Origin of the sequence: Paenalcaligenes hominis, from assembly GCF_041359055.1 — a bacterium.
Lineage (GTDB): Bacteria > Pseudomonadota > Gammaproteobacteria > Burkholderiales > Burkholderiaceae_B > Paenalcaligenes > Paenalcaligenes hominis_A.
Window position 1 is genome coordinate 717,393 of record NZ_JBGJKZ010000001.1, and the last position, 14,931, is coordinate 732,323.

The 14,931-nt window shown below is 48.0% G+C and carries 14 protein-coding genes; 11 read left to right on the forward strand and 3 right to left on the reverse strand.

Annotated elements, in window-relative coordinates:
• The first annotated feature begins 15 nt into the window (after positions 1-15).
• From upp to ACBP46_RS03385, 4 genes are all read left to right on the forward strand, one after another.
• Positions 16-657: a uracil phosphoribosyltransferase gene (gene upp / locus ACBP46_RS03370; RefSeq protein ID WP_371015307.1), complete on the forward strand. Its 642-nt coding sequence runs from the start codon at positions 16-18 to the stop codon at positions 655-657.
• A 175-nt stretch (positions 658-832) separates the two neighbouring features.
• Positions 833-1,150, forward strand: a complete 318-nt coding sequence (locus tag ACBP46_RS03375; protein WP_371015308.1) for a DUF883 family protein — start codon at positions 833-835, stop codon at positions 1,148-1,150.
• 59 nt (positions 1,151-1,209) lie between these two features.
• Positions 1,210-1,596, forward strand: coding sequence for a phage holin family protein (locus ACBP46_RS03380; protein ID WP_371015309.1), 387 nt, complete (start codon positions 1,210-1,212; stop codon positions 1,594-1,596).
• On the forward strand, positions 1,596-2,018 hold the full coding sequence (locus ACBP46_RS03385) for a hypothetical protein (RefSeq protein WP_371015310.1): 423 nt from the start codon (positions 1,596-1,598) through the stop codon (positions 2,016-2,018). Before ACBP46_RS03380 ends, ACBP46_RS03385 begins: the two co-directional genes overlap by 1 nt.
• Positions 2,019-2,068: 50 nt before the next feature.
• On the opposite strand, the gene ACBP46_RS03390 is transcribed toward ACBP46_RS03385, so the two are convergent.
• Positions 2,069-3,613, reverse strand: coding sequence for a UbiD family decarboxylase (locus ACBP46_RS03390; RefSeq protein WP_371015311.1), 1,545 nt, complete (start codon positions 3,611-3,613; stop codon positions 2,069-2,071).
• A gap of 78 nt (positions 3,614-3,691) precedes the next feature.
• On the opposite strand from ACBP46_RS03390, the gene ACBP46_RS03395 reads away from it, so the two are divergent.
• A complete protein-coding gene (locus ACBP46_RS03395; RefSeq protein WP_371015312.1) occupies positions 3,692-4,525 on the forward strand; it encodes a transglycosylase SLT domain-containing protein in 834 nt (277 codons plus the stop codon).
• On the opposite strand, the gene ACBP46_RS03400 is transcribed toward ACBP46_RS03395, so the two are convergent.
• On the reverse strand, positions 4,522-5,679 hold the full coding sequence (locus ACBP46_RS03400) for a pyridoxal phosphate-dependent aminotransferase (protein ID WP_371015313.1): 1,158 nt from the start codon (positions 5,677-5,679) through the stop codon (positions 4,522-4,524). The genes ACBP46_RS03395 and ACBP46_RS03400 overlap by 4 nt on opposite strands.
• Positions 5,680-5,732: 53 nt before the next feature.
• Between ACBP46_RS03400 and ACBP46_RS03405 the strand changes: the two genes are divergently transcribed.
• From ACBP46_RS03405 to ACBP46_RS03415, 3 genes are all read left to right on the forward strand, one after another.
• Positions 5,733-6,623 (forward strand): hypothetical protein, encoded by an 891-nt coding sequence (locus tag ACBP46_RS03405; protein ID WP_371015314.1) that lies wholly within the window; start codon positions 5,733-5,735, stop codon positions 6,621-6,623.
• A gap of 108 nt (positions 6,624-6,731) precedes the next feature.
• Positions 6,732-9,026, forward strand: coding sequence for an NADP-dependent malic enzyme (locus ACBP46_RS03410; protein ID WP_371015315.1), 2,295 nt, complete (start codon positions 6,732-6,734; stop codon positions 9,024-9,026).
• Positions 9,027-9,211: 185 nt separating this feature from the next.
• Positions 9,212-9,676 (forward strand): barstar family protein, encoded by a 465-nt coding sequence (locus tag ACBP46_RS03415; RefSeq protein ID WP_371015316.1) that lies wholly within the window; start codon positions 9,212-9,214, stop codon positions 9,674-9,676.
• Here the strand turns inward: ACBP46_RS03415 and ACBP46_RS03420 are convergent, their stop codons facing one another.
• Positions 9,677-10,423: a 16S rRNA (uracil(1498)-N(3))-methyltransferase gene (locus tag ACBP46_RS03420; protein ID WP_371015317.1), complete on the reverse strand. Its 747-nt coding sequence runs from the start codon at positions 10,421-10,423 to the stop codon at positions 9,677-9,679.
• 164 nt (positions 10,424-10,587) lie between these two features.
• On the opposite strand from ACBP46_RS03420, the gene tkt reads away from it, so the two are divergent.
• The 3 genes from tkt to ACBP46_RS03435 are packed head-to-tail and all read left to right on the forward strand — an operon-like array spanning position 10,588 to position 14,916.
• Entirely contained in the window at positions 10,588-12,633 is a 2,046-nt protein-coding gene (tkt, locus tag ACBP46_RS03425) for a transketolase (RefSeq protein ID WP_371015318.1), read from the forward strand.
• 13 nt (positions 12,634-12,646) lie between these two features.
• Positions 12,647-13,663, forward strand: a complete 1,017-nt coding sequence (gene gap / locus ACBP46_RS03430; protein WP_371015319.1) for a type I glyceraldehyde-3-phosphate dehydrogenase — start codon at positions 12,647-12,649, stop codon at positions 13,661-13,663.
• 56 nt (positions 13,664-13,719) lie between these two features.
• The gene (locus ACBP46_RS03435) at positions 13,720-14,916 is read left to right on the forward strand and encodes a phosphoglycerate kinase (RefSeq protein WP_371015320.1); all 1,197 of its coding nucleotides are present in this window, start codon (positions 13,720-13,722) and stop codon (positions 14,914-14,916) included.
• Positions 14,917-14,931: the final 15 nt, after the last annotated feature.

Sequence of the window (14,931 nt, forward strand, 5' to 3'; positions counted from 1 at the left end):
TTTAAAGAATACGACATGGCAATACATGAAATTCAACACCCTCTGATTCGTCACAAACTGGGCCTTATGCGTCGAGCCGACCTAAGCACCAAAAATTTCAGAGAAATGTCACAAGAAATTGCGGCGCTTTTAACCTACGAAGCAACTAAAGATTTGCCTTTGGAAAGCACTTCAATTCAAGGGTGGTGCGGCAACATAAATGTAGAAAAAATCGCAGGCAAAAAAGTAACAGTAGTTCCTATTTTGCGTGCTGGTATTGGCATGTTGGACGGCGTGTTAAGTCTTATCCCTGGTGCTAAAGTTTCGGTTATAGGTATTGCTCGCAACGAAGAAACCCTAGAGGCACAAACCTATTTAGAACGTTTAGTTGGCGAACTAGACCAGCGCTTTGCTTTAATTATCGATCCCATGTTGGCAACCGGAGGCTCTTTAGTCGCTACTATAGATTTACTGAAAAAAGCGGGTTGTAAAACCATACGTGCTTTGGTGTTAGTCGCCGCACCCGAAGGCATTAAAGCAGTCCAAGATGCACACCCAGATGTAGAAATCTATACGGCATCTATAGATAGCCATTTAGACGAGCACGGCTATATAGTTCCCGGTCTAGGCGATGCGGGCGATCGTATTTTTGGTACCCGTCAAAAAGTTGAGTCGTAAAATTTTTGCGATAAATTCTTACAAACTGGGTGTTTAGTTTGCAGCGACCCAGAGTGAAATCAAGTAGCATAAAATTAAATTACACGCTTTGCAGAGAATCTAAACTAGAGCTTTGCATCAAGTGGTAAAGTGGATGGATGCTGATCCTGTTTTCTCTTAACCCTAGGAGTTCGTTATGGTAACAAAGAAAGATGCACGTAAGGCTGAAAATGAGCTAATCGATGAAGTGAAAAAAAGCTTAGACGATGCAGAGCGCTTGTTGCGTGATGCCGCAGAGGCCACTGGAGATAAAGCGAATGAAATGCGCGAAGCAGCATTAAGCTCTCTACGTAGTACTCGTGAGGCCTTGCACGATACCCAAGAGGTCATAGTGGAACGCGGTCGTGAAGCGGTCAAAGCAACAGATCACTATGTTCATGATAATCCTTGGCAAGCCATTGGTATTGCCGGATTAGTGGGCTTGTTATTTGGAATGCTAGTCAGCCGCAAATAAAATCACTCCAAGCCCTTTACGTCATGTAAAGGGCTTTTTTACCACTAAAAGGGCAGAGCATGTCATTAAGACACCGTGTTGGTGCTCTAGGCAGTACCGCACTTTCTATTTTACGCACTCGACTAGAGATTTTTGCTCTAGAGGCCGGTGAGCAAAAAGCCAGTTTAATTCGGTTGCTAGCTTTATTTGCTGGGGCATTGCTATTCGCTACCTTAGCCATTTTGGTTTTTAGCTTATGGATTGCTTTATTATTTTGGCCTACGGAATATAGATATTGGGCAATAGGTATCTTAATGGCCGTGTATGGGGTGCTTGCTATTGTTTTTAGTCTTAGGATTGTGCGGCGCTTAACCCAAGAGCCCATGCCCTTTGCTGTCACCATTGACGAGCTAGGGCGTGATATTCAGTTATTAGATCGGTTACGTGCCGAAGACAAGGACTCATAATGGGCAAAGCCAATCCCTACTTAGAGCGAAAAGTTCGTATCGAAGTGTTACGGGCACGAGCGGCGGTAGAGCGAGGTCAGCTCTGCAAAGAGGTTTCCGAACTCAGCCAAAGCCTCGAGCCTAGCGCGTTATTTAATGTGGCTCGAAATCAATTCACCCAAGGTCTAAGCTCTGGCTTAGGGGCCGGTATGGGGTCGTGGCTTGATCTTGTTTTTTCGTCGGGACGACGCTACCCCCTGTTATTTTCAGGCGCATCCGCTTTATTGGGCGGGCTTTTTGGCAAAAGAAAATGGCGTTTCGGGGCCATGGCCTTAACCGCATGGCGTCTTTTTGGTGCATATCAACATTTACAGGCCCAAAAGCAAGAGCGCTATGTACAACCTAAAAACCGTTCCAGTTCAAATGTGATCGGGCCGTTTTAGGTGGTATAGGTCTTAGAGTAAACAGCCCTCTGTTTTAGAGGGCTGTTTTTTTATAGACCAAGATCGCTCCAGAGATGATCTACTTTTTTAACGACTTCTGGGTCCATTTTAATGACTCGGCCCCACTCGCGTTGGGTCTCACCTGGCCATTTGTTGGTGGCATCCATACCCATCTTGCCGCCTAAACCTGAAACGGGCGAGGCAAAGTCCAAGTAATCGATAGGAGTGTTTTCCACTAATACGGTGTCACGTACAGGATCCATGCGGGTAGTCATTGCCCACACCACCTCTTTCCAGTCGCGGGTGTTAATGTCCTCATCCACTACCACAATAAACTTGGTGTACATGAATTGACGCAAAATGCTCCAGACCCCAAACATAACGCGTTTAGCGTGTCCTGCGTATTGTTTGCGAATAGACACCACCGCCAACCGATAACTACAGCCTTCGGGAGGTAAGTAAAAATCAACAATTTCAGGCAGCTGGCGTTTAAGTAGGGGAACAAAGACTTCATTAAGCGCCACCCCCAATACCGCAGGCTCATCAGGGGGTTTGCCGGTATAAGTGCTGTGATAAATAGGATTGCGACGCATAGTAATGCGTTCTACGGTAAACACCGGGAACCAGTCTTGTTCGTTGTAATAGCCGGTATGATCGCCATAAGGGCCCTCTAAAGCCATTTCGTAATCGGAAGCCGGTAAAGGGTTGACGCCCTCGGGCACCTCGGGACGAATAGCATCCGGATGATTACTAGGCAGAATATGACCTTCGAGTACAATTTCTGCATAAGCTGGCACGGAGAGATCACTGCCAATGGCTTTGGCTAGCTCGGTGCGTGAGCCACGCAATAACCCAGCAAACTGATATTCAGAAAGGCTATCGGGTACAGGAGTAACAGCGCCTAAGATAGTGGCTGGGTCACAGCCTAATGCCACCGCAATAGGAAAGGGCTTGCCGGGATTAGCCAAGGCGTGATCTCTAAAATCAAGAGCACCGCCTCGGTGTGAAAGCCAACGCATAATAAGTTTATTACGCCCAATTTGTTGTTGGCGATAAATACCTAGGTTTTGACGGCGGGCATTAAGGCCTTGGGTAATGACTAATCCCCAAGTTAATAATGGGGCTGCATCACCGGGCCAGCAGTATTGCAATGGGATATCATCAAGATTTACATCGGCCCCCTCAATGACAATGTCCTGACATGGGGGGCTTTTAACCTGTTTAGGTGCCATATCCCACAAGGCTGATTTCAACATGGAAATCTTTGAGAAAGCATCTTTTAAACCGCGTGGGGGTTCAGGTTCGCGCAAGTTAGCTAAGAGCTCTCCGACATCGCGTAAAGCACTGATGTCATCAGCGCCCATCCCCCAAGCTACCCGTTTTGGGGTGCCGAATAGGTTGGCTAACACCGGCATTTTAGCGGGTTGGTTCAAGTGTATAGGCTGCTCAAATAATAAAGCAGGGCCTTCGGCTCGCAAGACCCGATCTCCAATTTCCGTCATTTCTAGATGGGTGGAAATGGGTTGAGTGATGCGTTTTAATTCACCAGCTTTTTCTAGCTGTTGGATAAAGTCACGTAAGTCACGGTATTTCACAGGGATTGAAAGCTCCAGTTTGACACAAGGGGCGTTAGGGGTATGATCAGTTTAATTCATTATAGAGGAATAAGGGCTATGTCTAACGTAGGCCATCCGTGGATTACTCGTAGCTTGCAGTTTGTGCATTCACGGCTCGGTGAGTTTATTCACTTATGTGCAATTTATTTAGGCATCGCGGTGCTAGTTACTATCGCAGCAGGTGCAGCGGTTCCTACTATCCGTGATCAGGCCAAGCATATTTATGAGGTCGTGGTAGAGGCATTGCGTCCCGAGGTCATGAGCCGTGGCGAGTACGTTACTTTGGGCTGGCTATTGCACGATGATGAAACAGAAGGAGTGGTAATTGATAAAGACGGCGAAACTCAAGTCACTCGGCCTTCACCGTCGGCTTACATCAGTTTTGCGCAGGTTTTACAGCAGTCGTCCAGTGGCATCAGTATTAGTGGGGTGAGTCGTACTCAACTGCATGCGCTGCGCAGCTATATTTCACGTAAATATAAACTATCAAATGTGATCACGGGCGCACTTATTCAACTGGCCTATGAAAATGGGCGCGAAAAAGAGTTAGATCCGTTATTAATCCTAGCTGTAATAGCAATTGAGTCCACTTACAACCCGTTTGTAGAAAGTCACGCGGGGGCGCAAGGCTTAATGCAAGTAATGACACGGGTACACCAAGACAAGCTCGAGGACTATACCGAAGGGAATTTAGCTGTTTTTAGCCCTGTAGCCAATATTCGCGCGGGCACACAAATTTTATACGACTGTAAACGTCGTCGCGGGTCGATTACGGGTGCCTTAGCGTGTTATGTGGGGGCAACAGGGCCTAGCGATGGCGGCTACGGGGCTAAAGTATTAGCCGAACGCCGCCGCATTGCTTTGGCATCCGGTATTGCTGTTAAAGACTAAGCCAAAAATTTACGCATCCTATCGACGGCTTCTTCGAGACGCTCCATTGTGGTCGAGTACGAAAAGCGCAGCATTTTCTGTGCATAGGTTGGGCCAAAGTCCATGCCTGGTACGGCAGCAACGTGAGCTTGGTGTAGCAGTTGCTCTGAAAAAAGCTGGCTATTGGGGCTATGAGCCGATACATCAGCATAAATATAAAATGCACCGTCGGGGGTCACAGGCACATGTAAACCTAACGAGGCAAAAGCAGGTAGTAGAAAGTCACGGCGGACCTTAAAAGCAAGGCGGCGTTGTTCGTAAATGGCCAGAGCCTCGGGCTCAAAGCAAGCTAAAGCGGCATGCTGCGCTAGCGATGGCGCACAAATGGATAAGCTGGCAGCAAGCTTTTCCATGGCAGGAATAATTGTGCTTGGTGCAATCAGCCAACCCAAGCGCCAACCCGTCATATGAAAGTATTTGGAGAAGCTGTTAATAACAATCAGGTTTGGGTCTAGACACAAAGCGCTCTCGGGCTTGTCCTCGTAGTAAAGACCCAGATAAATTTCATCCATAATGACATAGCCGCCCCTAGTTTTTACGGCTTGAATCAGGGCCTCGAGATCGGCTTTGGCTATGGTTGCACCGGTTGGGTTACTGGGGGAAGCAATCAGTACGCCTCGCGTTTTTTCATTCCAGTGGGCTGCTATATCTGCAGCGGTAAGATGAAAGCGATTTTCAGCTGTAGTTGGAATTAAGCGGGATACGCCCCCGGCGGCTAAGATAAAGTTTTGGTTCGCAGGGTACGAGGGGTCGGGCATGAGAATTTCATCGCCTGGGTTAATAAGGGCGAGGGTAGCCAAACTAAGTGCGCCCGATGCCCCTGCTGTGATCATTACTTGTTCTGGCTTAACAGGGGCATTGAAATGAGTGCGGTAATAATCGCAGATAGCTTGTTTTAATTCGGGGGTACCTGATGGCGCTGTGTATTGTGCCTTGCCCGCTGAGGCCGCTCGGTTTAGTGCTTCAACTACGGATGGGGGCGCAGTAAAATCAGGCTCACCAATGCCAAGGCTAATAATATCGTTGCCTTGGGCAGCTAAGGTATTTGCTTCTTTAAAAAGTTCTACAGCATGGAATGGCAAAGCCAGCTCCGTGCGATGGGCTAGGCGGGGCATACTAAACAAGTCTCGTTATTTAATTGTGAATGAAATAGATCCGTGGAGAATACATGCAGAATCCATCTAGGCGCGCTTTTTTTGGTGGCAAAGCGCCTGAGCTACCGCTTTGGGATCAGTTTTTGTTGGAACTGCAACGTAAAACGCAGGGTAGCATCCGAACTTTGGGCCCGAACGTAAAGCAAGCTTTGTGCACCGCACAGCTGAGCACAGATATTCATCATGCTCGTCAATTATGCCAGACATTTGGAGTTAAGCTCTATGTTGGATCAGAGCTTACTACCGAGGACTTGCTCTTAGCGCCCACGTTGGGTTTGGATTTGTCGTGTTTAAACCAACTGCAGCCGGTAGATGACAAAAAAAATCAATGGTTTATACAGTCTGGCGTGACAGTGGCTCAGCTGCGTGAGGTGGGTTTTGCCATCCCTGCAGAAATACCTGAGACCTTATGGGTGGCGCAATGGTTAGGGACGGCACATTATCAGTCTTATGCACTGCAGCATTTAAAACAAAGTGGACTGGTGCATGCTTCGTTATTAATGGCAGATGGAACAGTGGGCAGTCTAGGGCCTTTTGGTGTTGAAAATACCAAGCCTTTAAATACCGCCACATTACGTAGAGTGGTTCCGCAGCTATTTCAGCTAGCGAACTCCGAGCTAGCGCAGCAGCTTCCGTTAGCGCATTGGCCAGCTACGTACCGTCTTGATATATTTAATGCTGCCAATCCCTCATTAAATCTTGCTCATCTTCTTTTGGGTGCAGGACAGGGGCTAGGTCTGTTAGAGTGGGTAGTTATGGATCTTACGCACTGGCAAGCAGCTCCGCTTGTTTCAACCCCGTCTCAGGTCGATACTGACACGTTGATTTATGCTCAAGAGCTAGACGCAGCGGTGAAAAAAGTGTTTGATCCCGATGCGCTTTTCATAACTTTAGCTGGCTCATAATTTTACTTTATATGCTGTGCTGCAGCATGGACATGTGGCGCTCAGCGAGTAGAATAGCTATTCAATTTTCTAAACAATCAGCATTACTCTTGTAGGATAGTTGTCGTCATGGATGAAAATCTGCGTAAAGCCGCGCTGGAATATCACGAACAAGGGCGCCCCGGTAAATTATCGGTTACGCCTACCAAGCAATTAGCAAACCAACGCGATCTGGCTTTAGCCTATTCGCCCGGTGTGGCAGCTGCTTGCGAGGAAATTGTGGCTGACCCACAAAATGCGTACCGTTATACAGGACGGGGCAATTTAGTAGGGGTCATCACAAACGGTACCGCTGTGTTGGGCTTGGGTAACATTGGTGCTTTAGCCTCCAAGCCTGTAATGGAAGGCAAAGCCGTACTATTTAAAAACTTTGCTGGTATTGATGTGTTTGATATTGAGATCAACGAAACCGATCCAGACAAACTCGTCGATATTATTGCAGGCCTAGAGCCAACCTTTGGTGGTATTAACCTCGAAGACATCAAAGCTCCCGAGTGTTTCGAGGTTGAGCGTAAATTGCGTGAACGCATGAATATTCCGGTGTTTCACGATGATCAGCACGGTACGGCTATTTGTGTTGCGGCTGCCTTTTTAAATGGCTTGGCTGTGGTTGAAAAAGACCTAAAAAAAGTCAAAGTGGTGGTCTCTGGTGCAGGTGCTGCGGCCTTGGCTTGCTTAGACTTAATGGTCGATCTAGGTTTGCCTATCGATAATATCTGGTTAACCGATATCGAAGGGGTGGTTTTCCAAGGTCGTACGGTCTTGATGGATGAAAAAAAAGAACAATATGCTCAAGCCACCGAAGCCCGTGTATTGTCTGATGTGATTGCCGATGCTGATGTATTTTTAGGTTTATCAGCGGGCGGGGTATTAAAAGCAGAAATGGTTGCGCAAATGGCTCCGCGTCCTTTGATTTTAGCTTTGGCAAACCCAACCCCTGAAATTTTGCCTGAAATTGCTCATGCCGTGCGTGATGATGTGGTCATGGCAACAGGTCGTTCAGACTACCCTAACCAAGTCAACAACGTTCTGTGTTTCCCCTATATTTTCCGTGGTGCTTTAGACATTGGGGCAACGACGATTACGCGTGGTATGGAAAAAGCCGCGGTGCATGCTATTTGTCAGCTAGCACGCGAAGAGCAAGATGAATTAGTGGCTGCAGCCTATGGGCTTGAAGACGTTGACTTTGGTCGTAATTACTTTATACCCAAGCCTTTTGATTCGCGTCTTATTTCCCGCATTGCCCCAGCTGTGGCCCAGGCGGGCATGCTCGAAGGGGTGGCTACGCGTCCTATTAATGATTTTGGTAGTTATACCTATCAGCTACAGCAGTTTATGCATCGTTCTGGTGCGTTTATGAAGCCTATTTATGGTATTGCTAAAGGCTTAGTTAAAGATGGTGCCAAGTCGCGCATTGTATTTGCTGAGGGTGAGGATGAGCGTGTATTACGTGCGGTACAGGTGGTGGTAGACGAGCAATTAGCCAAGCCTATTTTGGTAGGTCGTCCTTCTGTAATCGAGCAGCGTATTGCGCGTTATGGTTTGCGTTTACGTCCTGGCATTGATATGGAAATTACCAACCCTGAACAAGACGACCGCTTTAACACGTATTGGCAAGCCTATTGGGAATTGCGTAATCGTGATGGGGTTACCAAAGAAATGGCTCGGGTAGAAATGCGTCGTCGTTTTACCTTGATTGGGGCCATGATGGTTCATTTGGGCGAAGCAGACGGCATGATTTGCGGTACGGTCGGGACCTATGCAAACCATTTACGCTATGTGGATGAGCTTATAGGTAAAGCGCCAGGCGCAAAAACCTATGGTGCTATGAATATTTTGGTGCTGGGCGAGCGCACCGTAGCCATTGCCGACACGCATGTTAATGACAACCCCACCGCCGAGCAGGTAGCAGAAATTACTATTGCTTCTGCCCGTCGCATGAAAGAACTCAGCCTTGTTCCCAAGGCCGCCTTGTTATCGCGCTCTAATTTCGGCACAGAGGTGACGCCATCTAGCAGTAAAATGCGCGAGGCCTTGGGTTTAATTCGCCAGTGGGAGCCAGATCTAGAGGTCGATGGGGAAATGCATGGCGATTGCGCGTTAGACGAGGAAATGCGCAAAAGCATCTTGCCTAATACTACCTTGTCTGGCTCAGCTAATTTGTTGGTTTGCCCCAACGTAGATGCGGCAAATATTGCATATAACCTGTTGAAAACAGATCGAGGTGGTAACGTTGCCATTGGACCGTTTTTGCTTGGCGCAAATGCTCCCGTCAGCATCCTAACAGCTACCTCATCAGTACGTCGTATCATTAATATGACAGCATTAACTGTACTCGAGGCAAACACAAAATACGGCGGTTAACGATCCCTAATCCTAGGGTGCTGTGCATAAAAAGCAGCACTCTAGGTGATTCAGTGTTCTGAGCTTGCCTAAAGCAGCGGAAATAGATTAAAAAAGCGACTTTAATCAGTCAATAGAATGAACAAGCAGGATTCAACCACCATGATGAAACAACTTATTATTCACACTAACCTGGAGGCAAAGTAATGAGCCAAGCTACGCTGCAAGCTTTACTGCAGAACGGAGGTCTAATTGAGGCCACCGAGTCCCAGCAGGAAGGGATTTTTGCTTTGGCACAAGCGGCCGATATTACTTCTGTAACCGTAGAATGTGACCGAGCTCGTAGCCGTTCTGCCGTGCTTCGTGCAATTGTAAAAGCGGTCGATTTTCCCGAGTTTTTTGGTAACGACTTAGATGCTTTGTACGACTGTTTGTGCGATACCGTTGTAGATCAAAAAGCGGGTTTGTATATCTGGTTTAATAAATTACATACTGGCGACCCAGCATTAGCTGATGATGCTCAAGCTATCATTAGCGTGTGCAATGACGTGGCAGATTTTGCCAGCAACAAGGGCCGCTATTTTGCTTATACCGTGATTCATGCCGGCAAGCATCCCGACCCAGATCCAGGCATTGCGCCTACCCCATATTCGGGTATGTCCGAAGAGTAATTACTCAATCCAGCCAAGTTGGCCGCGTATTGCGCCTACTAAGGCAATAGCAGCGGTTTCGGTACGTAATACACGTGCCCCAAACCGCATAGAGATAGCGCCTGCATTGAGCGCTATTTTCTTTTCTGCGTCAGACCAGCCGCCTTCAGGGCCAATTAACAGAATCCAATGGGAACGTTGTTGTGAGATGGCTTGATCTATGGCGTCAGGAAAGTGATGGGGCGCATCAGGATCGCAAAATAGTAGTAAGTCGTCAGGGGTTAACGATTGGCACAGTTGATGCAGCGTGCGTAAAGGTTGAACCTGTAACACCTGATTGCGGCCACACTGCTCACTAGCCGATTGGGCAATACGCTGCCAGTGCTGCAGTCGTTTTTCTAAGCGTTCACCTGAAAGCTTTAAGGTGCTGTGTTGAGCTGCAATAGGTTGCAAGGCATAAGCGCCCATTTCTACTGACTTTTCACAAATCCAGTCCATTTTATCGCCCGTAGCGAGTCCTTGAGCAATGGTTAAACGTAAAGGCAGTTCGCGCTCGATGGAGATGAAAGTCAAAATATGGGCGCGGACTTGCTTGCCTTCATAATGGATTTGTGCGGTGAACTCGCCACCCTGACCATTAAATAACGTAATGTGCGTTTGATCTGTCAGTCGTAAAACACGCTGCATGTAATGAGCAAGCTCTTTAGGTAGATCAAGGATGGCTTGGGGCTCAATAACGTCAGGGTAGAAAAAACGGGGCAAACTCATAGTTGTATAAATACAAAGTAAAAGGGTAAAAAAGGAACAGAACCGTAAGTGGATTCGTTGAGAGCGATTTGTATTGCTCAATAATGCTAAAATCAGAGACTTTAGAATTTCAGATTGATTTAATGGGTTCGGCAATACGCTTGCTACCCCCTAGAGAGCATTTCATGGATCTTCCTCCTTCCACCGCAAAGACTATGGCTAACGCAATTCGTGCATTGGCTATGGATGCTGTTCAACGTGCTAAATCCGGTCATCCCGGCGCCCCGATGGGGATGGCTGAAATCGCCGAGGTAGTATGGAACCGTCACCTCAAGCATAATCCTCAAAACCCTAACTGGTTTGACCGTGACCGCTTTGTTTTGTCTAACGGCCATGGCTCTATGCTGATTTATGCTTTGCTGCACCTGACTGGCTACGATTTACCTATTGAAGAGCTAAAAAATTTCCGTCAATTGCATTCACGTACACCCGGTCATCCCGAGGTAGGCTATACGGCAGGGGTAGAAACAACCACAGGCCCACTAGGCCAAGGTCTAACAAATGCAGTGGGTATGGCTTTAGCTGAGGCGCTACTTGCTAAAGAGTTCAATCGTCCCAACCATTCTGTTATTGATCATTTTACCTATGTTTTTGCCGGTGATGGTTGCTTGATGGAAGGGATTTCCCACGAGGCCTGCTCCTTAGCGGGCACGCTCAAGCTGTCAAAACTGATTGTCCTTTACGATGACAATGGTATTTCTATCGATGGGCAAGTCGAGCCATGGTTCAGCGATGATACCCCAACCCGCTTCCGTAGCTATGGTTGGAATGTCATCCCAGCAGTAGATGGGCACGATGCCGAGGCGGTGAATGCTGCTATTACCCAAGCCAAAGCCTATGCTGCTGAAAACCAAGGTCCTACCTTAATTTGCTGTCGTACAGTTATTGGCAAAGGCTCGCCCAACTTGGCTGGCTCTGAAAAATCACATGGCGCTCCGTTGGGCGATGCTGAAATTGCGCTTACCCGCGCTGCTATTGATTGGCCTCATGCTCCCTTTGAAATCCCTTCAGAGGTTTACGAGCAGTGGGATGCCAAAGCACGAGGTCAACAGGTTGAGTCCGAGTGGAATAAACAATTTGCTGCCTACCAAGCCGCTTATCCCGAGCTTGCTGCTGAGCTCATTCGCCGTATGGCAGGCGAGTTGCCCGCTAATTTTGATACTCTAGCCAAAGACTTTATTGCTGCGACCAATGCCAAAGCTGAAACGGTGGCTACACGCAAGGCCTCGCAGCTAGCAATTAGTGCACTAGCACCCGAAATACCAGAAATGGTAGGGGGGTCTGCCGACTTAACCGGCTCTAACCTAACTAACTGGCCTGGTGTAGAGCCTTTACGCGTAGCCAAAGACGGTATCCAGTTTGGGCGTCATATTAATTATGGCGTGCGCGAGTTTGGTATGGCGGCTGTGATGAATGGCATGGCTCTGCATGGTGGCTACTTGCCATTTGGTGGTACCTTCCTGACTTTTTCTGACTACTCGCGCAATGCAATTCGCATGGCTGCGCTTATGAAGCAGCGTGTTATCCATGTGTTTACGCACGACTCGATTGGCTTGGGCGAAGACGGCCCCACCCACCAGTCCATTGAACATGCAACTAGCTTGCGTCTAATTCCTAACTTGCACGTGTGGCGTCCTTGCGATACCACTGAAACGGCTGTGGCTTGGGTTCAAGCCTTAGCTCGTCCTCAAAGTGTTGGGCTAGCCGTGAAACAGGGCGGGCCAAGTGCGTTATTACTTTCACGTCAAAACTTACGTTTTGTTCCCCGCGACGAGGCCACTATAGCGGCTATTGCTAAAGGGGGTTACGTGCTGGCTGATGTGGATCAGCCTCAGGTTATCCTAATTGCGACTGGTTCCGAAGTAGAGATTGCCCTAGACGCCCAAGCCCAACTCTCTGAAAAAGGGATAGCGGCTCGTGTGGTATCTATGCCTTGCACTAACTTGTTCGATGAGCAAGATGCCGAGTGGCGCAATAGCGTATTATTACCTGGCGTACCGCGCGTAGCTATCGAGGCGGGTTCTACTACTGGTTGGTATAAATACGTAGGTTTAGAAGGTGCCGTTATTGGTTTAGACACCTATGGGGAGTCTGCTCCGGCTGGCGCATTATTTGAACATTTTGGTATTACAGCGGCTCAGTTAGTTAAAGCCGCAGAGCAAGTTCTGTAAAGGAGATACATACATGACCATTCGTGTCGCTATTAACGGTTACGGTCGTATTGGCCGCATGACATTACGTGCCCATTACGAGTACGGTAAAAAACACGGTATTGAGATCGTCGCCGTTAACGCCCCTGGTCAAGATGTCGTCGCTCGTCATCTTACTCGTTACGACTCGGTACACGGACGCTTTAATGCGGATGTAGAGTTAACTGAAGACAATCAGTATTTGGTCGTCAATGGTGACCGTATTCGCTTGTTGTCCGAGCGTGATCCCACTCAATTGCCGTGGGGCGAGCTTGATGTGGATGTGGTATTAGATTGTACAGGTCGTTTCACCACCAAAGAGGCCGCTAGCGCGCACTTGCAAGCCGGAGCTAAAAAGGTCTTGATCTCTGCTCCAGGTGGCAAAGACGTTGATGCTACAGTCGTGTATGGTGTGAATCATCACATTCTAAAAGCGACTGATACCGTAGTCTCTAATGCATCTTGCACAACAAACTGCTTGGCACCATTGGTTAAGCCTTTGAATGACGAGCTAGGTTTGGTAAATGGTTTAATGACCACTATTCATGCTTACACCAACGATCAAGTGCTCATTGATGTAGCTCATAAAGATTTACGTCGTGCTCGTGCTGCTGCGGAAAGCCTGATTCCCACCAAGACAGGAGCTGCTTCAGCGGTAGGCTTGGTGTTGCCCGAGCTCAATGGCAAGTTAGACGGTTATGCTGTTCGCGTGCCTACAGTCAATGTTTCTATGGTGGATCTCACTTTTGTAGCGGCTCGTCCCACTACTGTTGACGAGGTAAACGGTATTTTGAAATCAGCGGCTGAGGGCGCGTTAAAAGGTGTGTTGGCATATTGTGATGAGCCTTTGGTTTCTATTGATCACAACCACAGCACGCCTTCTAGCATTGTTGACTCCCTGCTCACCAAGGTTTCTGGTAATTTGGTTAAAGTGGCAGCTTGGTACGACAACGAGTGGGCATTTTCTGTACGTATGCTCGACACCACAGCAGCTATGATGTCTGCTAAGTAATTCTTTTATTTGTTTTAGGCGGGGCCAGCCCCGCCTTTATTTTGTCTAAAGCAATCATGAATACATCCATTACGACATTGGCCGAGTTAGCGGCTTCTGGTCAACTAAAAGGCAAACGTGTTTTTATTCGTTCTGATTTAAATGTGCCTTTAAGCAAAGGTGAAATTACTGAAGACACACGGATTAAAGCTTCTTTGCCTGCTATTCGTATGGCCTTAGATGCGGGGGCTGCTGTAATGGTCACGTCGCATTTAGGGCGTCCCAAAGAAGGGGTAGTGATGTCTGAGGACTCCTTGGCACCTGTGGCGGAACGTTTATCTAAAATGTTGGCCTTGTCGGTTCCTTTGCGTCGTGATTGGGTCGATGGGGTCGAGGTAGAACCAGGTCAAGTGGTGCTATTGGAAAACTGCCGTTGTAATGTGGGTGAAAAAGCCAACGACACTGAGCTGGCTAAAAAAATGGCGGCTTTGTGTGACGTATATGTGAATGATGCTTTTGGTACTGCGCATCGTGCCCAAGCAACCACCGAAGGCATCGCTCGTTTTGCACCCTTAGTCTGTGCAGGGCCACTTTTAGCGGCGGAATTAGAAGCTTTAGGTCGCACCTTAAAAGAGCCTGCTCGCCCTTTGGTAGCCATAGTAGGGGGCGCTAAAGTGTCCACCAAGCTATCTATTTTGTGCGCCTTAGCGGATAAGGTGGATCAGTTAATTGTTGGTGGTGGCATTGCCAATACGTTTATGGCTGCAACGGGTCTGCCTATTGGCAAGTCCTTAGCTGAAACTGACCAAATCGACGAAGCCAAAGCGGTATTAAAGCAAATGGCTGCACGTGGTGCTGCTGTACCTGTACCCACTGATGTGGTGTGTGCTAAAAGCTTTTCTACGGATGCAATCGCTACAACCAAATCTGCAGCAGAGGTAGAGGACGATGATTTGATATTAGATATTGGTCCCGAGTCCGCTCACCAATTGGCTGATATTTTGCGTAATGCAGGAACCATTGTATGGAATGGCCCTGTAGGCGTGTTTGAGTTCCCTGCTTTTGCCAGTGGCACTCGTACCATTGCCAACGCTATAGCTGATTCCCAGGCTTTTTCTATTGCTGGTGGGGGTGATACCTTGGCGGCCATTGCAAAGTTTGGTATAGCCGATAAAGTAGGGTACATATCCACTGGTGGCGGGGCCTTTTTAGAGTTTCTTGAAGGCAAGCGTTTACCGGCAGTGGCAGTACTTGAGGAGCGCGCTTTAGCGTAACTAACGGGTTTTTAG

What these genes read in the sequence shown, in the direction of transcription:
- upp (WP_371015307.1), top strand. Translation starts at nt 16, where the DNA reads ATGGCAATACATGAAATTCAACACCCTCTGATTCGTCACAAACTGGGC.
- ACBP46_RS03375 (WP_371015308.1), top strand. Translation starts at nt 833, where the DNA reads ATGGTAACAAAGAAAGATGCACGTAAGGCTGAAAATGAGCTAATCGAT.
- ACBP46_RS03380 (WP_371015309.1), top strand. Translation starts at nt 1,210, where the DNA reads ATGTCATTAAGACACCGTGTTGGTGCTCTAGGCAGTACCGCACTTTCT.
- ACBP46_RS03385 (WP_371015310.1), top strand. Translation starts at nt 1,596, where the DNA reads ATGGGCAAAGCCAATCCCTACTTAGAGCGAAAAGTTCGTATCGAAGTG.
- ACBP46_RS03395 (WP_371015312.1), top strand. Translation starts at nt 3,692, where the DNA reads ATGTCTAACGTAGGCCATCCGTGGATTACTCGTAGCTTGCAGTTTGTG.
- ACBP46_RS03400 (WP_371015313.1), bottom strand. Translation starts at nt 5,679, where the DNA reads ATGCCCCGCCTAGCCCATCGCACGGAGCTGGCTTTGCCATTCCATGCT.
- ACBP46_RS03405 (WP_371015314.1), top strand. Translation starts at nt 5,733, where the DNA reads ATGCAGAATCCATCTAGGCGCGCTTTTTTTGGTGGCAAAGCGCCTGAG.
- ACBP46_RS03410 (WP_371015315.1), top strand. Translation starts at nt 6,732, where the DNA reads ATGGATGAAAATCTGCGTAAAGCCGCGCTGGAATATCACGAACAAGGG.
- ACBP46_RS03415 (WP_371015316.1), top strand. Translation starts at nt 9,212, where the DNA reads ATGAGCCAAGCTACGCTGCAAGCTTTACTGCAGAACGGAGGTCTAATT.
- ACBP46_RS03420 (WP_371015317.1), bottom strand. Translation starts at nt 10,423, where the DNA reads ATGAGTTTGCCCCGTTTTTTCTACCCTGACGTTATTGAGCCCCAAGCC.
- tkt (WP_371015318.1), top strand. Translation starts at nt 10,588, where the DNA reads ATGGATCTTCCTCCTTCCACCGCAAAGACTATGGCTAACGCAATTCGT.
- gap (WP_371015319.1), top strand. Translation starts at nt 12,647, where the DNA reads ATGACCATTCGTGTCGCTATTAACGGTTACGGTCGTATTGGCCGCATG.
- ACBP46_RS03435 (WP_371015320.1), top strand. Translation starts at nt 13,720, where the DNA reads ATGAATACATCCATTACGACATTGGCCGAGTTAGCGGCTTCTGGTCAA.